This is a genomic window from Burkholderia sp. YHN3-13, from assembly GCF_055810675.1.
The window spans coordinates 197,567-219,369 of sequence record NZ_JBVVNQ010000005.1 but is presented as its reverse complement, the minus strand read 5'-3'; the positions used below and the strand labels follow the sequence as shown (position 1 = coordinate 219,369).

The following is a 21,803-nucleotide window of genomic DNA, read 5'->3' as shown; positions in this document are numbered from 1 at the left end:
CGCGGCCCGGCGGAGGTGATCCGCCGGGCCGCGCGTTTTCGGGCGTCAATGGGTGATCGACAGGAACAGGTACGCGGCGAACAGCGCGAGGTGAACGACGCCGTGCAGCACCGTCGTGCGCCCCTGGCTGAGCGTGAGCGTGCTGACCAGCAAGGTGAGCGCGAGCAGCACGGTTTCCATCGGCCCGATGCCGAGCGTGAGCGGCTGGCCGACCCAGATGAACACGGCCGCGACGGTCGGGATCGTGAGCCCGATGCTCGCGAGCGCCGAACCGAGCGCGAGGTTCATGCTGGTTTGCAGGCGGTTCGCGCGCGCGGCGGTGACGGCGGCGAGCCCTTCCGGCAGCAGCACGAGCGCGGCGATCACGATGCCGACCGCGGCCTCGGGCGCACCGAGCTTCATGACCGCATGCTCGACGGCCGGCGACAGCAGCTTCGCGAGCAGCACGACCGCGACGAGGCTCGCGAACAGCAGGATCATGCTGGTCACCGCGGTGCGGTTGCTCGGCGCTGCCGCGTGCACCGCCTCGTTCGCGCTGTCGTGCGCGGCGAGGAAGTAGTCGCGGTGGCGTACGGTCTGCACGAACACGAACGCGCCGTACAGCACGAGCGACGCGACGCCGGCGAACGCGAGCTGCGATTTCGAGAAGAACGGGCCCGGCGCGGCGTTCAGGTAGTTCGGCATCACGAGCGACAGCACCGACAGCGACGCGAGTACCGCGAGCGCCTTGCTCGCGCCGCGCCCCTGGAAGTCCTGCTCGCCGTGCTTCCATGCGCCGACCAGCAGGCAGATGCCGACGATGCCGTTGCAGATGATCATCACGGCGGCGAACACGGTATCGCGTGCGAGGCCCGATTTCTCGGGGCCCGCGCCGAGCATCACCGACACGATCAGCGCGACCTCGATGACGGTCACGGCGACCGCGAGCACGAGCGTGCCGAACGGCTCGCCGACGCGATGCGCGACGACTTCCGCATGATGGACGGCGGCGAACACGGCGCCGGCGAGCGCGGCGGCGAGCACCGCGATGACGAGGCCTTCGGCCGGCACGACGCGCGACAGCGCGAGTACCAGCCAGGCGGCAAGCGGGGCCAAGAGGGTCCAGCGCGGGAGCTGGTTGGACGAGAGCGGCATGGAGGGTTTCCTGGTGCGAGTGGCGGCGCGCGACGCGCCGTCACGGGTTGACGAAGCCCGGCCGTACTATCCGCCGAACGAGGACGATGAAACCGAAGGGGGGCAGTGCGCAATGCGCTGCCCTGGGTTCGCCGCGGTGAGGCGGCGAGGGGCGCGGGCGGGCCGAAGCCCGTCGCTGGATGAAACGGTTCAAGGCGGCCGGCCGCGGACGGCGAGGCGAGTCCACGGGACGACGCGCGGGCCGTAGGCCCGGTTCCGACCCCGCAAGGGTGGCCGGCGATGGACGGCGGTGGCGGCGTGACACGCGGTTTCCCCCTGAAATCCGGCGGTTTGTCGAATTTTATCAGGCGTTCCGGGGTCACTATCTCATATTCGAACCCTTACGTTGACCTTTCGGTTCACAAAAAGTGCCCCGATCTTTCGATTTTTTATCTTTGCAGTCTCCGTAACGGTCTCTTGCACGACACATTCGGGCACGCCCTGACATAAATCTACCGACCGGTCGGTTTATAATTGCTCGCACCTCCACTTCATGACGGATCGCAAGCGATGGCTGTTTCCTCTGCACAATCGGTGAACTCGGGCGCGCTGGCGCCGTCGGCCGTCGTCGGCGTGATCGGCGCCGGCGCGATGGGGGCGGGCATCGCGCAGGTCGCGGCCGCGGCCGGCCACACGGTGCTGCTGTACGACCTGAGCGACGCAGCCTGCGACAAGGCGCTCGCCGGCATCCGCGCACAGTTCATGCGACTCGCGGAGAAAGGCCGGCTCGAACCGGCGGACGCCGATGCGGCGGGCAACCGGATCCGTCCGGTGCGCGCGCTGGCCGACTTCGCGGGCGCCGCGCTGGTGGTCGAGGCGGCGGCCGAGCGGCTCGACGTGAAGCGCGAGATCTTCGCGACGCTCGAACGCCATGTCGACGACGCCTGCATGCTGGCGACCAACACGTCGTCCATTTCGATCACGTCGATCGCGGCCGGGCTGCGCGTGCCGCGGCGCGTCGCCGGCCTGCATTTCTTCAATCCGGCGCCGCTGATGGCGCTCGTCGAAGTGGTCAGCGGGCTGGCGACCGCTGCCGATGTGGCGCAAGTGCTCTACGCGACTGCCGCCGCATGGGGCAAGCGGCCCGTGATGGCGAAATCGACGCCCGGTTTCATCGTGAACCGCGTCGCGCGGCCGTATTACGCGGAGGCGCTGCGCGTGCTGAACGAGCAGGGCGGCGCACCGGCCTCGATCGACGCGGTGATGCGCGAGGCCGGCGGTTTCCGGATGGGGCCGTTCGAGCTGATGGACCTGATCGGCCACGACGTGAACTTCGCGGTCACCGAATCGGTGTTCCGCGCGTACTTCAACGATCCGCGCTACACGCCGTCGCTGATCCAGCAGGAACTCGTGAACGCGGGCTTCCTCGGGCGCAAGTCGGGGCGCGGCTTCTATTCGTATGCGGATGGGGCGACGCCGCCCGCGCCCGATCTCGAACCGCCGCGCGCCGCGCCGGCCGACGTCGTGCTGTTCGCGCAGGACGGCCCGGCCGCCGTGTTGCATGCGCGCTTCGCCGAACGCATCCCGGGTGCCCGGCAGGCGGGCATGCAGCAGGACGACCTGCTCGCGACGGCCGGCCGCGCGTCGATCGCGCTGACCGACGGCCGCACCGCCACCGCGCGCGCCGCGCAGACGGGCGTGGCCGATCTCGTGCTCGTCGACCTCGCGCGCGATTACGCGCAGGCCGGGCTCGTCGCGCTGACGCGCGCGCTCCAGTGCGGCGACGCGGCCTATGCGGATGCGGTAGGCCTGTTCCAGCAGGCGGGCTTTCGCGTCGTCGGCGTCGCCGACGTGCCGGGGATGGTCGCGATGCGTACCGTCGCGATGCTCGCGAACGAGGCGGCCGACACGGTGAACCAGGGCGTGTGCTCGCCCGCCGATCTCGATCTCGCGATGGAAAAGGGCGTGAACTACCCGTGCGGCCCGCTCGCGTGGGCCGATGCGATCGGCATCGGCCGCGTGTTTCGCGTGCTGTCGAACCTGGCGGCGAGCTACGGCGAGGACCGTTATCGCGTGTCGCCGCGCATCGCCGCGCTGCACGCGGCCGGCCGGACGTTCCGGTCGTGATCGTCTTGCCATTTCGAACACGATAACGACATCACTCCATTGGAGGAGCACCCCGATGACTCACCCGACGCATCCCGCCGCCGCCCTCGAACCGATCGAGACCGCCAGCCGCGACGAACTGCAGGCGCTGCAGCTCGAGCGCCTCAAGTGGTCGCTGCGCCACGCGTACGACAACGTCCCGCACTATCGCCGCACGTTCGACGCGGCCGGCGTGCATCCGGACGACCTGAAGTCGCTCGCCGATCTCGCGAAATTCCCGTTCTCGACCAAGAACGACCTGCGCGACAACTATCCGTTCGGGCTCTTCGCGGTGCCGCGCGAGCAGGTCGTGCGCGTCCATGCATCGAGCGGCACGACCGGCAAGCCGACGGTGGTCGGCTACACCGCGCGCGACATCGACACCTGGGCGAACGTGACCGCGCGCTCGATCCGCGCGGCCGGCGGCCGCCCGGGCGACACGCTGCACAACGCGTTCGGCTATGGCCTGTTCACGGGCGGTCTCGGGATTCACTACGGTGCCGAGCGGCTCGGCTGCATGGTCGTGCCGATGTCGGGCGGACAGACCGAGAAGCAGGTGCAGCTGATCCGCGATTTCGAGCCGAAGATCATCCTCGTCACGCCGTCGTACATGCTGAACCTGATCGACGAGATGGTGCGGCAGGGGATGGACCCGGCCGAATCGTCGCTGAAGATCGGCATCTTCGGCGCCGAGCCGTGGACGCAGGCGCTGCGCGAGGAGGTCGAAACGCGCGTGGGCATCGACGCGCTCGATATCTACGGGCTGTCGGAAGTGATGGGCCCGGGTGTCGCATGCGAATGCGTCGAGACGAAGGACGGCCCGGTGATCTGGGAAGACCATTTCTATCCGGAGATCATCGATCCCGTCACGGGCGAAGTGCTGCCCGACGGCAGCCAGGGCGAGCTCGTCTTCACGTCGCTGACGAAGGAGGCGATGCCGGTGATCCGCTACCGCACGCGCGACCTCACCGCGCTGCTGCCGCCGACCGCGCGCGCGATGCGCCGTCTCGCGAAGATCACGGGCCGCTCCGACGACATGCTGATCGTGCGCGGCGTGAACGTGTTCCCGAGCCAGATCGAGGAGATCGTCGTCGCGCTGCCGCAGCTGTCGGGCCAGTTCCAGATCACGCTGTCGCGCGACGGTCACATGGACCGGCTCGACCTCGCGGTCGAGCTGCGCTCCGAGGTGGCGGCGTCCGTCACCGACGGCGATCGCGCGGCGCTTGCGCACGAGCTGCAGCACCGGATCAAGACGATGGTCGGCGTGTCGTCCGGCGTGACGGTGCTGGCGGCCGGCGGCATTCCCGCCACCGCGACCGGCAAGGCGCGTCGCGTGATCGATCGTCGCCAGGCCGCCTGATGCCGATATTTGCCGTTCACCCCGAGGAAACCTGTTCGATGGATGGATTGAAGACCCTGGCCGTCACGGTCGATGCGCGCGGCATCGCGACCGTCGCGCTGCAGCGCGGCGACGTGCTCAACGCGTTCGACGAGACGATGATCGCCGAGCTGACCGATGCGTTCACGGCGCTCGGCCGGCGCGACGACGTACGCGCGATCGTGCTGCGTTCGGACGGCCGCGCATTTTGCGCGGGCGCCGACCTGCAGTGGATGCAGCGGGCGAGCGCGAACGACGCGGCCGCGAACCTGCGCGATGCCGAGCGGTTCGCCGCGATGATGCGCGCGATCCGGCAGTGCCCGAAACCGACGGTCGCACGCGTGCAGGGCCACGCGTTCGGCGGCGGCGTCGGCCTTTGCGCGGCCTGCGATATCGTGATTGCGAGCGACCACGCGCGCTTTTCGGTCAGCGAGGCGCGCTTCGGGATCCTGCCGGCCGTGATCGGCCCGTATCTGGTCGAGGCGGTCGGCCAGCGCCAGGCGCGCCGGCTCGCGTTGACCGCGACGCAGCTCGCCGCCGCCGAAGCCGTCGCGATCGGCCTGATCCACCAGGCCGTGCCGCTCGATGCGCTCGACGAAACGCTCGACCGCACGCTCGCCGAACTGGGCCGCAACGGCCCGCACGCGCTGATGGAGATCAAGCGCTTCTTCGACGCGATCGGCGAGTATCCGCCGTCGGACGAGCGTGCGGCATTCACCGCGCAGACGATTTCCCGCGTGCGGGCGACACCGGAAGCGAAGGAGGGCTTCGCCGCGTTCTTCGCGAAGCGGCCGCCGGCCTGGGAGGCGGGCGCCGAGTAAGGCGGCGCGACCCCGATCGGCGGCGAAACGGGCCGGTCCGCGAATTGCGTCTCGGGCGCGGGCGCTTGCTCTACAATGCGTGACCTCCGGCGCGCTGCCGGCCCAGCCCCGACCGATGCTTCGCACGATGATCGTCAACCGCCTTATCTCCGAGATCCTGTTTGGCTTCACCGGCCTGATCGGCATCATCAATCCGATCGGCATCGCGTTCCTGTTTCTCGAACGGACCGAGGCGCTCACCGAGCACGAGCGCGACCTGCTCGCGAGAAAGGTCGCGTTCAACTCGTTCGTCGTGCTGCTGGTCGCGTTCTTCGCCGGCACGCCGGTGCTGCATTTCTTCGGCATCTCGATGGAAGCGCTGCGGATCGGCGGCGGCTTCGCGGTTGCGGTGGCCGGCTGGCAGATGCTGAACGAGCCCGACGGGCCTGGCGGCCCGGGCGGCGGCGACACGCCGGTCAAGCCGATCGACGCGAACGCGATCATGACGCGCGCGTTCTTCCCGCTGACCGTGCCGCTGACGGTCGGCCCCGGCTCGATCGCCACCGCGATCGCGCTGAACGCGAACCGCACGCACAAGCTGTCGGAGTTCATGCTGTCGAGCATCGTGTCGATCGCCGTCTCCGTGCTCGTCGCGGTCGTGATCTGGCAGGTCTATAGCCGCTCCGCGCTGCTCGCGCGCTACCTCGGCAGCGAAGGGACCAAGGTCGCGAAGCGCGTGTCGGCGTTCCTGCTGCTGTGCATCGGCGTACAGATCATGCTGACCGGCTTCTCCGCGTTCCTGCAGCCGATCGCCGACCAGGCCAAGTAACCGGATCGTCCCGGTTCATCCTTTCACGCAGCCTGCACGCGTGCGCGTGCCGTACGCGTTCGCGCGGTGCGGGATACCATGCGACGTCCGGCGGATGCGCGACGCGCATGTCGCCGCAATCCCAACTTGAGTGGCGAGGCGTGCAATGGAATACGTGAAATTCGGGTCGACCGGGCTGGACGTGTCGAAGCTGGTGCTGGGTTGCATGACGTTCGGCGAGCCGCTGCGCGGCACGCACCCATGGACGCTGCCGGAAGCGGAAAGCCGGCCGATCATCCAGCGGGCGGTCGAAGCTGGCATCAACTTTTTCGACACCGCGAACATGTACTCGGACGGCACGTCGGAGGAGATCGTCGGCCGTGCGCTGCGCGATTTCACGAAGCGCGACGACGTCGTGATCGCGACCAAGGTGTTCTACCGGATGCGCCCGGGGCCGAACGGCGCCGGCCTGTCGCGCAAGGCGATCATGACGGACATCGACCAGAGCCTGAAGCGGCTCGGCACCGACTACGTCGATCTTTACCAGATCCACCGCTGGGACTACGGCACGCCGATCGAGGAGACGCTCGAGGCGCTGCACGACGTCGTGAAGGCCGGCAAGGCACGCTATATCGGCGCGTCGTCGATGTTCGCGTGGCAGTTCGCGAAGGCGCTGCACATGTCGAAACAGAACGGCTGGACCCGCTTCGTCAGCATGCAGAACCACCTGAACCTGCTGTATCGGGAAGAGGAGCGCGAAATGCTGCCGCTGTGCGAGGACGAAGGCATCGCGGTGATTCCGTGGAGCCCGCTCGCACGCGGCCGGCTGACGCGCAGCTGGGACGAATCGTCGGAACGGCAGCGGAAGGACGACGTCGGCCAGCGGCTGTACGACGCGACGATCGAGGCGGACAAGGCGATCGTCGACGCCGTTGCGGCGATCGCCGCCGCGCGCAACGTGCCGCGGGCGCAGGTCGCCCTGGCGTGGGTGGCCCAGAAGCGCGGCGTGACCGCGCCGATCGTCGGCATCTCGAAGCCGCAGCAGCTGGACGACGCACTCGGCGCGCTCGAGTTGAAGCTGACCGACGACGAAATCGCCACGCTCGAGCGCCCGTACGTGCCGCACGCGGTCGCCGGGTTCAACTGATCGAGCGGCCCCGCTGGCGCCGCCGCGCACCGCGTTCAGCGCGCGGCGGCGAGCATCGGGTAGGTGAACAGGCCGAAGTGGACGACGTTCAGCCCCGCATGCGCGATGGCGGCTGCGAGCAGGCCGCCGCGCCGCCACGCGAGGCCGTAGCCGGCGCCGGCCAGTGTGCCGAGCACGATCCATTGCCAGCCGCCGGCCGCGTGCGCGGCGCCGAACAGCACGGCGCCGGTCGCGAGCGCGGCCCACGGGCCCCACGAGAACGCGCGGAGCGCGCGCGTCAGCCCGCCTTGCACGTAGCCGCGGAACAGCGCTTCCTCGGCCAGCGTCACGAGCAACAGGTTGTTCACGAGCCACAGCCAGCCCGACGCCGGCCACTTGGGCGCCCAGCCGACCATGCCGAACGCGAGCGCGCCGGCCAGGCACGCGGCGGCCGTCGCGACGGCCGCCATCGCGCCGGTGCGCAGCGCGCGCGGCAGGGCGACGTCGGGCGCGACCCACGGCAGTGCCCACAGCAGCCACAGGCCGACCAGCGGCTTGTCGAGATTCAGGTACATCGTGAACGGCACGGCGTCCGGCGTGAAGCGCGTCGGGCCGATCACGAGCGGATTGTGGAACCCGGGGATCAGGTGCAGGCTCAGCGCGATCGCCAGCGCGGCAAACACGGCGTGCGCGGCGATCCGCACCGCGCGCGGGCGTGCGGGCAGCACGCCCCACGCGGCCGCGGCCAGCAGCGCGAGCGGCGCCAGCGCGAGCGCCCCGAGCTTGCCGAACGCCAGCGCGACGGCATAGCCGAACGTCGCCAGGATGATGCTCAGGCCGTGCAGCGGACGATGCCAGGCGAATGCGGCGGCCGCGAACAGGGCGAGCCAGATCGTGGCACACGGAAGGAGCGAAAGGGACATGACGGGACAGGCTTGGGTCGGACGAGACGCCGCGCATCATACAGCAGCCGTCGCGACTGCCGCCGGCGCGCGACGAACGGGTGGAGCCGGCAGCGGGCCGGACGTCAGCGGCCGGCGGTCTCGGTGACGCCGTTGCGGCCCGGGATGTCGACGCTGTTGCGCACGCGCATTCGCCGCCGGTACCAGAACGTCCACGCCAGCAGACAGCCGAACACGGTGTAGCCGACGATCGGCGACACGACGAGCACGCGCTCGACCGGCCAGGTCATCACCATCCAGCAGCGCAGCAGCATTTCCAGCGTCATGACACCGCCCCACACGAACGTCATCCGCCGCAGCATCTGCCGCAGCCCCGGCTGCGCGGCCCAGACCGCTTCGAAATGTGCGGCGCCGCCGTCCATCTCGCGGGCCACGGTCGCGCGGGCGAGATAGAAGATCAACGGGCGTGTGCGGAACAGCGACAGCAGGAACACGACGCCGATCGTGCCCGACGCGAGCGATTCGCGCATCAGCAGCGTGCGCGGGCTGCCGCCGAGCGCCATCCCGATGATCGACAGCGCGATGCCGAGCAGCACGATGGCCGCCACCGCGTCGACGCGGCGCGAGCGGACGAATTCGACGATCGACCAGACGATCGGCGGGACTGCCGACGCGTACAGCGCGCCGGTTTCGCCGAAATGCGGTTGCGCGACCCGGTAGGCCACCCACGGCAGCACGAGGTTGACGAAGAGTTCGAGTATCAGTCCGGCTCGCGGTTTCACGGTGCGCCATTCCACGCAGGTTGGGGCGAACGCGCGACGGACGGGGTGGCCCGCGGTTGCCCCGAAAAGGGTTCGGTCCAGTATATCGAAGAATCGTGCGCGGCTGCGGCGCCGCAATCGCCGTCTGCCGCGTCCGGTTGCGTCACGCGTTGGCGACCGACGGCAGCGTGATCGTGACCGCGGTGCCTTGCAACACGGCGCTTTCCACCTGGATCGTGCCGCCATGCCGCTCGACGACGGCCTTGACGAACGCCATGCCGAGCCCGACGCCGCTGGTTTCCGGTTGTCCGGCGGTGCGAAAGCGCCGGTAACGCTCGAACAGCCGCGTCTGGTCCGCGCTGCTGATTCCGCATCCGCTGTCGCGGATCGTGCAGCGTACCGTCTTGCCGTCGGCGCCCGGCTCGACCCGGCATTCGACGCTCGTCAGCGACGCGCTGTACTTGATCGCGTTGTCCAGCAGGTTGATCAGCGCGCGCGACAGCAGGGCCGGGTCGCCCGGCACGACCGTATCGTCGCGTCGGGGCACGTCGTCGATCGACATGTGCTTGCGGTGCGCGAGCGGCCACACCGCGTCGCGGGCCTCGTTCATCAGGTCGGCGAGATTGACCGGCACGTGTTCGTATTCGCCGGCCTCGGCACGCGACAGCTGTGCGAAACCGTCGGCCATCGCCAGCGTGTGCCGCGCGATCCTGGCGATCCTCGCGAACTGCTGCTTCGTCCGTGCATCGCGCGCGTGGTCTTCCTGCGCGTCGATCAGGATGATCAGCGACGTCAGCGGCGCGCGCATGTCGTGCGAGAACAGCGTCAGCATGTCGTTGCGCTGGCGCTCGAGCATGTCGCGGCGGACATACGCGTGGCGCAACGTCTCCAGCGCATCGTGGATGCGGGCGATCTCGGGCCCGATGCCGCGCGGCATCGCGACGTGCGCCGTATCGCCGTCGCTGAGCGCGACGATCCGGCGGCCGAGCGCATCGAGCGGTTTCGACAGCAGCCGCTGCGTGCCGCGCGCGAGCGAGATCAGGATCGCGACGCTGAGCGCGGTCGCGAGCGCCGATATCGCGACCTTGATCCGGGCCGTGTCGCGGTCCGAAACGGCCTGACGCCGGGCGACGTCGATGACGCGGTCGCGCAGCAGTTCGCATGGCCGGAAATACGGGACGATCGTCCTCGAGAAGTCGGCGGCGCTCATCGCATAAGTGCCGGTCCGGCCGCTCGCGACGATCGTGTCGACGAGCGGGAGCAGGTGAGTGTCGAACGCCGCGTCGAGCTGCGCGTACTCGCGCGCGACGTCGGCATCGTCGAGCTGTGCGCCGATCGCGCCGTCGATCAGGGCGCGCAATTGCTCGATGCGCCCGCGCATCAGCATGATGTCCGCGAACTGCGCGCGATCGAGTGCCTGCCGTTTGAACATCGGCGCGATGAGCACGGAGCCCGTGCGGCCCGCGTATTCCCGGAGATCGCTCAGGAGCCGCGCCAGCAGGATCGCGCCCGACGTGCGCGGATCGCGCATTGCCGTGTCGGCCATCGCGCCGTCGATCAGCCGCGACACGGTGTCGACGACACGGAACAGGCGCGCCTGCGCGTGCTGGATATCGCGAACGGTGCGTGACGCGAGCGGTCGGGCGGCGAGCGCGTCGACTTCCGCGCGCGCATCGGCGAGCGTGATCCGGATGGCGTCGAGTGCGTGCAGCAGGTTGCCGCGCTCGCGGTCGTCGAGTGCGGCCGCCTGCCCGATGGCGGTGCGCAAGCGCGCGAGCGCCTGGTTGGAACGGTCGCGGGCGGCGAGCAGGTTGCGCAGTTTCGTCGTGTCGTCGTTCTGCGGGCGCACCAGCAGGTCGTTCGTCGGGCCGCGCTCGGCCGAGAGCAGGTTGGCGGCGACCATCGTGCCGTGGATGAATTCGAAGCTTTGCAGGTCGGCGTTTTCCTGCCGGTATTGCCGGAAACTTCCCCAGATGATCGTGCCGCACAGCACGGCCAGCAGCGTGGTGACGAGCGCGAAGCCGATATGGGTCTTCTGCTGGATCGTCAGCGTTCGAACGTTGTTTGCGTGATCCCGATGGAACGAGAGGGTCATGACACACCATGTTTGCAAGCTATCCCGGGTAGGCCGTATTGTCGGCCTGTCGGCGCCGTTGCACCGTGAGGTTCAACAGGGGCGCCGCCGTTTCGCGGCGGCACCGATCGCGGCCGGGAAGCCGCATCGCGCGTTGCACAGGATCGCCTTGCGCCACGGTCCTGTCGATACCGGGTGAAACATGGTTGATCGGGAGAAACCCTGATCGCATGTCAGGCAGGTGGCGCGTCGTGGTTGATTGTATGGATAACGAAGTTTATTCGAAACCGTGTCCGCGTCGGAAAACGAGATGCGGTTCGTTTCGGATGGTGGCAGCGGGAAATCGGGAGAGGGCGGTCGGATGCGTCGCCCGGGAATCGGGCGACGGTCGGCCATGAAGCGGTGAGGCGCGTGCTATCAGGAAACGGCGGGCTGCACGATGATCTTCACGTTCCGGTCCTTGTGGTTGACCAGTTCCTCGAACCCGCGCGCGACGATGTCGCCGAGCGCGATGCGCCCGGTGATGAGCGGCTGCACGTCGATGCGGCCGTCCGCGATGAAACGGATCACGTCCGCGAACTCGCCGTTGTAGGCGAGCGAGCCGATCACTTCCTTCTCGGTCGACACGATGTCGAAGAAGTTGAACGGCGTCGGCTCCTCGAAGATGCCGACCATCACCGACTTGCCGGCCTTGCGGATCACGTCGATCGCGAGCTTCGCGGTGGCCGTGTGCCCGATGCACTCGAACGACACGTCGGCGCCGTAACCACCCGTCAGCGCCTTGACTTCCGCGACCGCGTCCGACGTCTTCGGATCGATGACGACGCTCGCGCCGACTTCCAGCGCCTTCTGCTTGCGCGCGGCCGACATCTCCAGCGCGATCACGCGCCCGGCGCCCGCGGCCTTCGCGCACATGATCGTGCACAGGCCGATCGTGCCCGCGCCGACCACGACGACGGTCTGCCCGACGATGTTGCCGGCCTTCTTCACCGCATGCAGCCCGACCGCGAGCGGCTCGATCAGCGCGCCGGCCTCGGTCGGGAAGTTGTCGGGCAGCTTGTACAGCAGTTCGGCCGGCACGTTGACGAATTCGGCGAACGCGCCGTTGTTCATCAGCCCGGTGAACGCGAGGTTCTCGCAGATGTTGTACAGCCCGTGCCGGCAATACCAGCAGGTGCCGCAATGCTGGCACGCATCGGCCGTCACGCGGTCGCCGACCGCGAAGCCGGAGACGCCTTCGCCGAGATCGGCGATCTCGCCGCTGAACTCGTGGCCGAGGATGCACTGGCCTTTCAGTCCCGTCAGCGGATGCGGCGCGTCGACCGGGATGAACACGGGCCCCGCGACGTATTCGTGCAGGTCGGACCCGCAGATGCCGCACCAGTGCACGCGAATCGTGACCCAGCCGGCCGGCGGGCGCTGCGGAACGGGAACCTCTTCGACGCGGATGTCGTGGCGGCCGCGCCAGACGGCGGCTTTCATGCTGCGGGCGGTGATCGGTGCCGGTGTACTCACGTTGCTGTCTCCGTCAGGTTGTCGTCGGGCGCGTGGCATGGCTGCCGCGGCGCCCGTCGCGCGAATGCGCGCTCGACCGGTATGCAGGAACGGGGCCAGCGTGGATCGGTGTCCGTTACGGTCATCGAATGGAGGGAGATGTGTGCGGTGCAGCATGCTTCATTCCCCCGGCGGGAAATGATTTTGCGAGCAACGCATACGGAATGTGCTGCGCGCGAGAAACGGTGGATCGAGTGAGACGCCGGGACAGTCGTCTCACCGCGATGAGACGGATCGTGAGACGAACGGCAGCACGTGGTGCGGTGCGCTGCGTGCTCAGGCGACGACTTCGTCCACCGTGACCGGCGCGAGCGGCGTGAAGCCGGCGGCACGGTACAGCGGCTGACCCGCCTCGGTCGACACGAGCCACGCGCGCCGCGCGCCACGTTGCCGCGCGTGCGCGACGATGGCGGACAGCAGTTGCGTCGCGAGGCCGCGGCGCCGGAATGCGTCTGCCGTCCCGACGCGGTCGACGACGATATCGCGCGGCGACGCGAAGCCGTAGCGCGCGGTGGCAGCGATCCGCCCGTCGACGCGATGCGCGAATAGGAACGCGGCCGGATTCGGCTGGAACGGCGGGAAAGTGTCGCTGACGTTGAACGCGTCGATGTCCGTGGGCGTGTGGCAGGCGAGCGCTTGCGCGAGCGCGTCGCTGCCGGACAATACGTCGATATCGGCGGCCATGAAGGTTTCTTCCGACAGCCGGCGTGTCCTGCCGTGCAGCGCGGGCGGCAGCGGCGCGGCGCCGTAGCGCGTGATCCACGCGCCGACCGCAAACGGGCCGTCGCCGGAGGCGGGCGCGCCCTCGATAACGAAATGCTCGAAAGGCCGGCCCATGCCGCCGTCGAACTGCACGACCTGACCGTCCGGGCTGTCGCGCAGCGGGGCGTCGCGACGGTCGCGTGCGGCGCAGTAGCCGGCGATGAACGTGTGCACGGCAGCCTTGCGACGGGGGAACGCCGACCAGGCTTCGTCGAGCGGGAACAGGGCGGCAGGAGCGGGGGAGGCGGTCGGCATGCGTCGGTGCACCACGTCGTCGGGGCGAAGCCGACAGCTTAAATCAGGATGCCGCTGCCGTCGCGCCGACCGATTGTCGCGATCGCCGCAATGTATCGTTGCGCAAGTTACCCCTTTACTTGAAGTTAACTTCAATTTGTATCATGTGCGCCAGTCCGACTGCGGGCGCGTGAGACATCCCGTTGCGCGCGCCCGCTTCAACGGAGGTGGAGATGACCGAATCGCCTGTCGCGGCCGATGCCGCCGCGCTGCCGTCGCGCGGTTACCGGGCCGCCGTCGCGAACGTCGTGCTGGCGAGCATCGTAGCGGCGCTGCACGTCGGCAAGGCGACGATCGCGTTACCGTCGTTGCAACACGAGTTCGGTGGCTCGCTTGCATCGCTGAGCGGGATCATGTCGGTGTTTCCGTTCGTCGGCGTGTTCGGCGGGATCGCGGCCGGGTTGCTGGTGCGACGCTGGGGCGACCGGCGGTTGCTGACGACGGGCCTCGTTTTCCTCGGGGCGTCGAGCGTCGCAGGCGCGTGGGCGGGCAGCTTCGCGCTGCTGCTGGCCACGCGCTTCGCCGAAGGGCTCGGTTTCGTGATCGTGGTTGTTGCCGCGCCGGCCGTGCTGAATCGCGTGACGCCGCCCGAGCGGCGCAATCTCGCGTTCGGCCTGTGGAGCACGTTCATGCCGGCCGGCATGGCGCTGTCGATGCTCGTCGGGCCGCTGCTCGGCGGCTGGCGCAACGGCTGGCTCGCGGCCGCGGTCCTGACGTTCGTCGCGGCGGCCGCGGTACCCGTGACGACATCGGCCGGCACGCCGTCGCGTCAGGCGGCTGCGACACGCATCGGGCCCGCGCTGCGCGACGTGCTCGGGTCGCGCTCGACCATGCTCCTGGCGCTGGGCTTCGCGACCTACAACGTGCAGTTCTTCGCGGTGATGACGTTCCTGCCGGTGTTCCTGATGCAGCGCCTCGGCGTCACGGTCGGCGCGGCGGGGCTGATCAGTGCGGCGATCGTCGCCGCGTGCGTGATCGGCAACCTGACGGCCGGCTGGTTGCTGTCACGCGGTGCGCGGCCTGGAATCGTGATGGCCGCGACGTCGGTTGCGATCGGTGCGGCCGGCGCGGGGCTCTTCGGCGCGGCGACGCCCGCGCCGCTCGCGGTCGCGCTGGGCTTCGCGTTCTCGGCCCTGGCCGGGATGCTGCCCGCGACGATTCTCGCCTGTGCGCCGGGTTCCGCGCCGTCGCCGTCGCTGGCGCCGCTCAGTATCGGCTGGGTCGTGCAGGGCAACTATCTTGGCCAGGTGATCGGGCCGCTGGCGATCGGCGCGATCGTCGGTGCGTTCGGCTGGCCTGGCGGCATCGGGCTGATGCTCGCGGCCGCCGCGGCCGGTGCGGCGATCGGCGTGGCGTTGCTGCGCGAACCGCTGGGCCGGCGCTGAGTGCGCCGGTGCCGTTCAACCTGCACGGAAATTCGTCAAGCATGCTCAACACCCTGGAAAGCCCGACCTGCGAAGAAGACGTGTCGTGCGACGCGCCTGCATATGGCGAGCACGAAGCGAGGCCGCCGCGCGATGGCGTCGTCGCCCAACCGTTCGTGACGATCGGCCGTGCGTCGGGGCCGGAGCACGCGGCGGCGGTTTCGCCGTTGCGTCCGCAACTGTTCGTCACGGTGCTGGAGGCCGGTGACGACGGCCTGCTGATTCGATGGGTCGAGAGCGGCCGTTGCCATTACGGCGAACAACGCTGGCGTTTGCGCGTCGCGCTGCAGCCGGGCCGCTGCGCGATCTCGGGGCAGCCGATCGCGCCGGGCGAGCCCGTGTTCCGGCCGGTGCGGCGGCCCGTGCCGGCCAATGGCGACGAGATGATCTGCCCGGCGTCGGTGCCGGGCGCGGCCGCCGCGACGCGCGACGTGGCCGCGGGGCACGACGACGCGCACGACTCGGCCGACGTGCTCGACTGAGCGGAACGCCGGCCGGCCGCGAATCCGCGTTACTTCTTCAGATCGTGCCGGTACTGGATGAACCCCGCATTGTTCGCGAGCTTGTCGTACAGTGCGCGCGCGGTCGTGTTGGTTTCGTGCGTGAGCCAGTACACGCGGCTCGCGCCGGCTTCGCGGGCGCGTGCGTAGACGGCCTCGATCAGCGCGCCGCCCGCGCCTTGCCCGCGCGCGTCGGGGGCCGTGTACAGGTCCTGCAGATAGCAGTATGGCCCTTCGGTCCAGCACGAACGGTGGTAGATCGAATGCACGATCCCGACCAGCTTGCCCGACGCGTCGAAGGCGCCCAGCACGAACATCGGTTCGGCCGGATCCATCAGGCGTGCCCACGTCGTGGCGAATACCGCATCGCTCAGCGCGGTGTCGTAGAACTTCTGATAGCCCTGCCACAGCGGGCGCCACGCGGCTTCGTCGGCGGCGACGAGCGGGCGTACCGTGACGCGCGTGGCGTCGTTCGCACGGCTGGCCGCGTCGCGCGCGTCGGCCTGCGCTTGGCGGATCGCGGTGAGCGAGCGGCGCTGGCTGCCCTGCGCGTCGAAGTTGTCCGGCGCGAGCCACGCTTCGAACGCGGCGCGCACGTCCTGCCATTCGCCGTCGACGATCGAGAACCAGGCGGTGTCGCGATTGCGGCCCTTGTAGACGATCGCCTGCCGGAACGTACCTTCGTAACGGAAGCCGAGCCGCGCGGCCGCCTTGCGCGACGGTTCGTTGAGGTCGTCGCACTTCCATTCGTAGCGCCGGTAGCCGAGCGTGTCGAACGCGTACTTCATCAGCAGGAACTGCGCTTCGGTCGAGACCGGCGTGCGCTTGAGCAGCGGCGAGAACGTGACGGAGCCGACTTCGATCACGCCGTTGGCCGGATCGATGCGCATCAGCGCGAGCGTGCCGACCGCGCGGCCCGTGGCGCGATCGATCACCGTGTAGTGCAGCGGATCGGCGCTTGCCTGCGCGCCGCGTGCGTAGTCGCGGTAGCTTGCCTCGTCGGTGTACGGGCCGTGCGCGAGATAGGTCCAGTCGCTGCCGTCGGGCGCTTGTGCGTAGGCGGCGTACAGGTCGGCCGCATGGCGCTCGGCGTCGAGCGGTTCGAGCCGGCAGTAGCGGCCTTCGAGCGCGATGCGCTCCGGGCGCGGGCGCGCGGACCAGTCGGGGACGGGGTGGCCGATGGATTGCTGGAAGGCGTTGGTGAGCGTGGACAAGGTCGATCTCGCTTCGGTTGGCGGCCGGCGACATGCCGGCATGCAGACGATCGTAGTCCCGGCGAGGTACCATGAGAAGCGCCAGGGATCGGCAAATTTATGGTGCCACGATCTGGCGGCCGCCGGCTTCGCGCCACTCGCCGCGCGCCACGTTCCGACATTTTCACGCTGCGATGTTCCGATGACGACTGCCTTTCCTTCCGGCGACGCGCCGTTGCTGCCGCTCGACGCACCGCTGGCGCGCGCACCGGGCGCGCCTTCGCTGCAGCGCCAGTTGCTGCGCCGCGTGCGCGACGCGATTCTCGGCGGAGCGATGCCGGCCGGCACGCGGCTGCCTGGCACGCGCGCGCTGGCGGAGACGCTCGGCGTGTCGCGCAACACGACGGCCGCCGTCTACGAGCAGCTCGTCGCCGAGGGGTTCCTGCAGTCCGACCGTCGCGGCACACGCGTGGTCGGGCTGTCGCGGCCGGCGCCGCCGCGCCGGCGAGCGGCGCCGCCGGCCGTCGCCCAGCGGCTCGGCCGGATTCGTCCGAGCCTCGTCGGCGCCGGCGAGTCGGAGGGGTTCCGGCCGGGCGTGCCCGCGCTGTCGCATTTCCCGGTGGACGCGTGGCGGCACGCGATCGACCGCGCATTGCGCCGTGCCGGCCGCGACCTGCTGGCGTACGGCGACCCGCTCGGCGAGCGCGCGCTGCGCGAATCGATCGCGCGCCATCTGGCCGTGACGCGCGGCGTGCGCTGCGATCCCGAGCAGATCGTGATCACGGAAGGCGCGCAGGGCGCGATCGCGCTGTGCGCGCAGCTGCTGACCAACCCGGGCGATACGGTGTGGGTCGAGGAGCCCGGCTATCGCGGCGCGCGCACGGCGATGCAGGCGGCCGATCTCGAGGTCGTGCCGATGCCGGTCGACGCGGAGGGACTGCGCGCGGAAGCGGACGACTGGCGCGAGCGGACGCCGCGCCTCGTCTACACGACGCCGTCGAACCAGTTCCCGACCGGCGCCGTGCTGTCGATTTCGCGCCGGCTCGCGCTGATCGATGCGGCGCGCCGGCATCGCGCGTGGATCATCGAGGACGACTACGACAGCGAATTCCGTCACACCGGCGAGCCGATCGGCGCGATGCACGGGCTTGCTCCCGATTCGCCCGTCGTTTATCTCGGTTCGTTCAGCAAGACGATGTTTCCGGCGTTGCGGATCGGTTTTCTCGTGCTGCCCGAGGCGCTGTTGGCCGCCGTGCGGCCGGCGTTGCCTGAGATGCTGCGCGGCGGGACGCGTCACGTGCAGCTCGCGCTGGCCGATTTCATCGAGACCGGCGAGTACGGCCGGCATCTCGGGCGGATGCGCCGGCTGTATCGCGACCGGCGGCGTTTGTTGCTCGCCGCGCTCGACAGCAGCCTCGGCGTGCCGCACCAGGTGGAGGGCGGGCCGTGCGGGCTGCATCTCGCGTTGCGGATGCCGGCGCGCTATCGCGACCGCGCGATCGTCGACGCGGCCCGCGCGCACGGCATCGGGCCGTTTCCGCTGTCGGGCTTTTCGATCGACGCGGGGCGGGCGGGCAATGGGCTCGTGCTCGGGTTCGGCAATACGTCGGCCGATGCGTTCGAGCCGATGTTGCGGATGCTGTCGGCGCTCGCGGAGCGGGTGGCCGGGAGTTGATTCGTTGCCGGACTTGTGCGGATTGACGAACCGCGCACTTTGTCCGGAACGAACGCCATCGCGGCTCCGCGCCCGCCGCCCCATCCGGCATACGGGTTTCGATTCATCTGTTCGAACAGGCCGCGTGGACTATAAATGGATGCGTGTACCGGTGCTTGTCGGGCGCCTGCGCGTTTCGCGCAGGCCAGCGCCGCGACTGCCGGGGGAGGTGCACCGTGGTTTGCCAGACGCTTGCTCGCGCCGTGCTTCGCACCGCGTTGATCGGGGGCGTGCTTGCCGTTTTTTCGCCGCCGCCCGCTGCCGTTGCCGCCCCCCTCGCACCGCCCGCCGCGCCACGCGCGATGAAGCAGCGGGCGCCCGCCGCGCCTTACGCGATGCCGGTCGATTTTCCGGCGATCGTCGACCGCTACGGTCCGGCCGTCGTGACCATCATGGCTGCCGCGCCCGACCAGCAAACGGGCGGTCCGTCCTTCGCCATGCTCGATCCCGAAGATCCGCTCGCCGCATTTTTCCGGCACGACGCGCCGCCGCCCGCGCAGGGAGTGCAGGCGCCGCAGACGCCGGCACCCGACACGGCGCCGCGTGCGGTGTCGGGTAGCGGCTCGGGCTTCATCGTCAGCGCCGACGGCCTGATCCTCACGTCGGCCCACGTGGTCGACGAGGCGACCGACGTGACGGTGCGGCTGACCGACCGCCGCGAATTCAAGGCGACCGTGCTGGCCGTCGATCCGCAAAGCGATGTCGCGTTGCTGCGCGTCAGCGCGACGAAACTGCCGTTCGTGCGCACCGGCGATGCGTCGAAGGTCCGCGCGGGTGAGCCGGTGATGACGATCGGCGCGCCGGACGGGTCGGGCAACACGGTCACGGCCGGCATCGTCAGTGCGACGTCGCACCGCTTGCCGGACGGCAGCACGTTCCCGTTCTTCGAAACCGACATCTCGCCGAATCCCGACAATTCGGGCGGCCCCGTGTTCAATCGCGCGGGCGACGTGATCGGCATCGCGGTGCAGGTCTACACCGGCAACGATCGCTACGCGAGCATGACGTTCGCGATTCCGATCGCATTCGCGGCAAAGGTGCGCGCGCAGTGGCAGGCGCAACAACAGGCACAGATGCAGGCGCAACAGGTTCAGGCGTCCGCGCCCGGGGCGTCGTCCGGCAACGCGTTCGGCGTCGACGTGCAGGACGTCGGCGTCGGGCTGGCCGCGGCATTCGGGCTGCCACGTCCGGCGGGCGCGCTCGTCAATGGCGTCGCGCCGGGCTCGCCGGCCGCCGCGGCCGGTCTGAAGCCCGGCGACGTGATCGTGAAGTTCGGCGACAAGGCGATTGGCCGTTCGGCCGAACTGAACGACCTGGCCGCCGCGCTGCCGCCCGGCGAGAAGGCGCCGCTGCGCGTGATCCGCAACCGCGCGCCGGTGATGCTGACGATCACGGGCGCCGAAGACGCGGCCGGGAACGCACCGGCCGCGACGGCGGGCATGGCCGCGCCGAAGGCTGCGGCACGATCGAGCCCGGGGGCGGGCGACCGGGGCGACCGGCTGGGACTGACGATGCACGCGCTGAGCGACGACGAGCGCCGTTCGACGGGGCTCGCGGTCGGGATGATGGTGGACGCGGTGCACGGGGCGGCCGCGAGCGCGGGCATCCAGCCGGGCGACGTCGTCCTGGAACTCAACGACACGCTGCTCGAGACGCCGGACGACGTGCAGTCGCTCGAAGCGAGCGGCGGTAACGTGATCGCCGTGCTGATCCAGCGCAACAACGCGCGGAAGTTCGTGTCGGTGCGCGCGCGTTAGGGCGTTGACGCGGCCGGCGTCGTCCGCCTAACATCGTCCGATATCACGGGCGGTCTGCCCGGCATTCAGGAGCCATTCGGCATGAAAACGGCTTGCTTCATCGTCGTAGTCCACAGGCGCAGGGTCCGGTAGCGGCACCGCGCCGGCACCCATGCGCCCCCGACTCGTTCGGGGGCTTTTTTTTGCTTTGCGCACGGCCGTCGGGCACGTGCATGGAGGGCATCCGCTTGTCATCGAACCCGCCGATCGATTCCGCCCCGGCGTCGCCGCGACAGGCGACGCTGATCCTGCTGTGCGCGCTCTCGGTGCTGCCGCTGAGCCTGTTCCTGCCGTCGTTGCCGGCGATCGCGCGCGACCTGCGCACCGACTATGCGCTCGTCGCGCTGTCGCTCGGCGGTTACGCGGCGGTGGCCGCGTCGCTCGAGTTCGTGATGGGACCGCTGTCGGACCGGTTCGGGCGGCGGCCGGTCGTGCTGACGAGCGTCGGCATATTCGCGCTCGGTTCGCTCGGCTGCGCGATGGCGGCCGATGTCCGCGTGTTTCTCGCGTGCCGGGTGATGCAGGCGGCGATCACGTCGGTCTACCCGGTGTCGATGGCGACGATCCGCGATACCGGCGGCGGCGCGCGCGCGGCGAGCCGGATCGGCTATGCGGCGATGGCGGCCGCGTTCGCGCCGATGCTCGGCCCGACGCTCGGCGGCGCGCTCGACCAGGCGGCCGGCTGGCGGGCGAGCTTCTGGCTGCTCGGCGCGGCCGGCATCGCGCTGTTCGGCTGGTGCGCGTTCGATCTCGTCGAAACCCATACGCAGCGTTCATCGAGCTTCCGGCAGCAGCTTCGTGCCTATCCGGCGCTGCTGCGCGCGCGCCGTTTCTGGGCCTATGCGCTTTGCATGGCGTTCTCGACGGGCGCGTTCTACGCATTCCTGGCCGGCGCGCCGCTCGCCGCGAAAACGCTGTTCGGCATCTCGCCGGCGGAGATCGGCTTCTGCATGGGGACGATCACGGCCGGTTTCGTCGGCGGCAGCTTTCTGGCCGCGCGTGTCGCGCGCCGCTACGCACTGGCCACGACGATCCTGTGCGGACGCGTCGTCGCGTGTGCGGGGCCGCTGATCGCGCTTGCGCTCGTGTTCGGCGGCGCGACGCATGCGCTCGCGTGGTTCGGCCCGTGCGTGCTGGTCGGCATCGGCAACGGGCTGACGAATCCCGGCGCGCATGCCGGCGCGGTGTCGGTGCGCCCGGAGCTGGCGGGCACCGCGTCGGGGCTGGCCGGTGCGATGACGATCGCCGGCGGCGCCGCGTGGTCGTCGCTGACGGGCGCGGTGCTGACCGCCGGCAACGCGGGTTACGCGCCGCTCGCGATGATGCTGCTGTCGACGGCGATCGCGCTGGCGGCCGCGATCTGCGTGAGGATATTCGATGCGCGGGACACCGCACGCTGACCGCGGGTGCGGCCCGGTACCGTGGCGCGGCCGATTGGCGGACAATCCGTCGAATACCG

The 21,803-nt window shown here is 69.8% G+C and carries 17 protein-coding genes; 10 read left to right on the top strand and 7 right to left on the bottom strand.

What is annotated here, in order from left to right:
• Nucleotides 1–45 precede the first annotated feature (45 nt).
• A complete protein-coding gene (locus AC0KUR_RS14980) occupies nucleotides 46–1,134 on the bottom strand; it encodes a calcium:cation antiporter (RefSeq protein WP_034187870.1) in 1,089 nt (362 codons plus the stop codon).
• 549 nt (nucleotides 1,135–1,683) lie between these two features.
• Between AC0KUR_RS14980 and AC0KUR_RS14975 the strand changes: the two genes are divergently transcribed.
• The 5 genes from AC0KUR_RS14975 (at nucleotide 1,684) to AC0KUR_RS14955 (ending at nucleotide 7,391) form a co-directional block, all read left to right on the top strand.
• Entirely contained in the window at nucleotides 1,684–3,240 is a 1,557-nt protein-coding gene (locus AC0KUR_RS14975) for a 3-hydroxyacyl-CoA dehydrogenase (protein WP_473376104.1), read from the top strand.
• 55 nt (nucleotides 3,241–3,295) lie between these two features.
• On the top strand, nucleotides 3,296–4,618 hold the full coding sequence (paaK, locus tag AC0KUR_RS14970; protein WP_473376103.1) for a phenylacetate--CoA ligase PaaK: 1,323 nt from the start codon (nucleotides 3,296–3,298) through the stop codon (nucleotides 4,616–4,618).
• Nucleotides 4,619–4,656: 38 nt separating this feature from the next.
• Nucleotides 4,657–5,457: an enoyl-CoA hydratase-related protein gene (locus AC0KUR_RS14965; protein ID WP_059556626.1), complete on the top strand. Its 801-nt coding sequence runs from the start codon at nucleotides 4,657–4,659 to the stop codon at nucleotides 5,455–5,457.
• A gap of 127 nt (nucleotides 5,458–5,584) precedes the next feature.
• A complete protein-coding gene (locus AC0KUR_RS14960) occupies nucleotides 5,585–6,265 on the top strand; it encodes a MarC family protein (protein ID WP_034191227.1) in 681 nt (226 codons plus the stop codon).
• A 145-nt stretch (nucleotides 6,266–6,410) separates the two neighbouring features.
• On the top strand, nucleotides 6,411–7,391 hold the full coding sequence (locus tag AC0KUR_RS14955; protein ID WP_059556625.1) for an aldo/keto reductase: 981 nt from the start codon (nucleotides 6,411–6,413) through the stop codon (nucleotides 7,389–7,391).
• Between the two features lie 35 nt (nucleotides 7,392–7,426).
• Here the strand turns inward: AC0KUR_RS14955 and AC0KUR_RS14950 are convergent, their stop codons facing one another.
• The 5 genes from AC0KUR_RS14950 to AC0KUR_RS14930 all read right to left on the bottom strand — a co-directional run bounded on the left by AC0KUR_RS14950 (nucleotide 7,427) and on the right by AC0KUR_RS14930 (nucleotide 13,678).
• Nucleotides 7,427–8,293: a CPBP family intramembrane glutamic endopeptidase gene (locus AC0KUR_RS14950; protein ID WP_059556624.1), complete on the bottom strand. Its 867-nt coding sequence runs from the start codon at nucleotides 8,291–8,293 to the stop codon at nucleotides 7,427–7,429.
• Between the two features lie 104 nt (nucleotides 8,294–8,397).
• Nucleotides 8,398–9,054, bottom strand: a complete 657-nt coding sequence (locus tag AC0KUR_RS14945; protein WP_034191647.1) for a VC0807 family protein — start codon at nucleotides 9,052–9,054, stop codon at nucleotides 8,398–8,400.
• Between the two features lie 142 nt (nucleotides 9,055–9,196).
• A complete protein-coding gene (locus tag AC0KUR_RS14940) occupies nucleotides 9,197–11,128 on the bottom strand; it encodes a sensor histidine kinase (RefSeq protein ID WP_473376102.1) in 1,932 nt (643 codons plus the stop codon).
• Between the two features lie 396 nt (nucleotides 11,129–11,524).
• Nucleotides 11,525–12,589, bottom strand: a complete 1,065-nt coding sequence (locus AC0KUR_RS14935) for a 2,3-butanediol dehydrogenase (RefSeq protein ID WP_034191231.1) — start codon at nucleotides 12,587–12,589, stop codon at nucleotides 11,525–11,527.
• A 348-nt stretch (nucleotides 12,590–12,937) separates the two neighbouring features.
• Nucleotides 12,938–13,678 (bottom strand): GNAT family N-acetyltransferase, encoded by a 741-nt coding sequence (locus AC0KUR_RS14930; RefSeq protein ID WP_124608832.1) that lies wholly within the window; start codon nucleotides 13,676–13,678, stop codon nucleotides 12,938–12,940.
• A 212-nt stretch (nucleotides 13,679–13,890) separates the two neighbouring features.
• Here AC0KUR_RS14930 and AC0KUR_RS14925 point away from each other — a divergent pair, with 212 nt between their 5' ends.
• Nucleotides 13,891–15,102 carry an MFS transporter gene (locus AC0KUR_RS14925; protein ID WP_473376101.1) on the top strand — a complete coding sequence of 404 codons (1,212 nt, stop codon included), beginning with the start codon at nucleotides 13,891–13,893 and terminating at the stop codon, nucleotides 15,100–15,102.
• Between the two features lie 41 nt (nucleotides 15,103–15,143).
• Nucleotides 15,144–15,623 carry a DUF3331 domain-containing protein gene (locus tag AC0KUR_RS14920; protein ID WP_059556621.1) on the top strand — a complete coding sequence of 160 codons (480 nt, stop codon included), beginning with the start codon at nucleotides 15,144–15,146 and terminating at the stop codon, nucleotides 15,621–15,623.
• A 29-nt stretch (nucleotides 15,624–15,652) separates the two neighbouring features.
• Here the strand turns inward: AC0KUR_RS14920 and AC0KUR_RS14915 are convergent, their stop codons facing one another.
• Entirely contained in the window at nucleotides 15,653–16,855 is a 1,203-nt protein-coding gene (locus AC0KUR_RS14915; RefSeq protein WP_473376100.1) for a GNAT family N-acetyltransferase, read from the bottom strand.
• Nucleotides 16,856–17,036: 181 nt separating this feature from the next.
• Between AC0KUR_RS14915 and pdxR the strand changes: the two genes are divergently transcribed.
• The 3 genes from pdxR to AC0KUR_RS14900 all read left to right on the top strand — a co-directional run bounded on the left by pdxR (nucleotide 17,037) and on the right by AC0KUR_RS14900 (nucleotide 21,744).
• Nucleotides 17,037–18,509, top strand: coding sequence for a MocR-like pyridoxine biosynthesis transcription factor PdxR (pdxR, locus tag AC0KUR_RS14910; protein WP_069704681.1), 1,473 nt, complete (start codon nucleotides 17,037–17,039; stop codon nucleotides 18,507–18,509).
• A gap of 215 nt (nucleotides 18,510–18,724) precedes the next feature.
• On the top strand, nucleotides 18,725–20,305 hold the full coding sequence (locus tag AC0KUR_RS14905) for a trypsin-like peptidase domain-containing protein (RefSeq protein WP_473376099.1): 1,581 nt from the start codon (nucleotides 18,725–18,727) through the stop codon (nucleotides 20,303–20,305).
• A 212-nt stretch (nucleotides 20,306–20,517) separates the two neighbouring features.
• The gene (locus AC0KUR_RS14900; RefSeq protein WP_473376098.1) at nucleotides 20,518–21,744 is read left to right on the top strand and encodes an MFS transporter; all 1,227 of its coding nucleotides are present in this window, start codon (nucleotides 20,518–20,520) and stop codon (nucleotides 21,742–21,744) included.
• Nucleotides 21,745–21,803: the final 59 nt, after the last annotated feature.

Bases quoted from the DNA above. Each gene is read 5' to 3' on its own strand.
- AC0KUR_RS14980 (WP_034187870.1), bottom strand. From the start codon at position 1,134: ATGCCGCTCTCGTCCAACCAGCTCCCGCGCTGGACCCTCTTGGCCCCG.
- AC0KUR_RS14975 (WP_473376104.1), top strand. From the start codon at position 1,684: ATGGCTGTTTCCTCTGCACAATCGGTGAACTCGGGCGCGCTGGCGCCG.
- paaK (WP_473376103.1), top strand. From the start codon at position 3,296: ATGACTCACCCGACGCATCCCGCCGCCGCCCTCGAACCGATCGAGACC.
- AC0KUR_RS14965 (WP_059556626.1), top strand. From the start codon at position 4,657: ATGGATGGATTGAAGACCCTGGCCGTCACGGTCGATGCGCGCGGCATC.
- AC0KUR_RS14960 (WP_034191227.1), top strand. From the start codon at position 5,585: ATGATCGTCAACCGCCTTATCTCCGAGATCCTGTTTGGCTTCACCGGC.
- AC0KUR_RS14955 (WP_059556625.1), top strand. From the start codon at position 6,411: ATGGAATACGTGAAATTCGGGTCGACCGGGCTGGACGTGTCGAAGCTG.
- AC0KUR_RS14950 (WP_059556624.1), bottom strand. From the start codon at position 8,293: ATGTCCCTTTCGCTCCTTCCGTGTGCCACGATCTGGCTCGCCCTGTTC.
- AC0KUR_RS14940 (WP_473376102.1), bottom strand. From the start codon at position 11,128: ATGACCCTCTCGTTCCATCGGGATCACGCAAACAACGTTCGAACGCTG.
- AC0KUR_RS14935 (WP_034191231.1), bottom strand. From the start codon at position 12,589: ATGAAAGCCGCCGTCTGGCGCGGCCGCCACGACATCCGCGTCGAAGAG.
- AC0KUR_RS14930 (WP_124608832.1), bottom strand. From the start codon at position 13,678: ATGCCGACCGCCTCCCCCGCTCCTGCCGCCCTGTTCCCGCTCGACGAA.
- AC0KUR_RS14925 (WP_473376101.1), top strand. From the start codon at position 13,891: ATGACCGAATCGCCTGTCGCGGCCGATGCCGCCGCGCTGCCGTCGCGC.
- AC0KUR_RS14920 (WP_059556621.1), top strand. From the start codon at position 15,144: ATGCTCAACACCCTGGAAAGCCCGACCTGCGAAGAAGACGTGTCGTGC.
- pdxR (WP_069704681.1), top strand. From the start codon at position 17,037: ATGACGACTGCCTTTCCTTCCGGCGACGCGCCGTTGCTGCCGCTCGAC.
- AC0KUR_RS14900 (WP_473376098.1), top strand. From the start codon at position 20,518: ATGGAGGGCATCCGCTTGTCATCGAACCCGCCGATCGATTCCGCCCCG.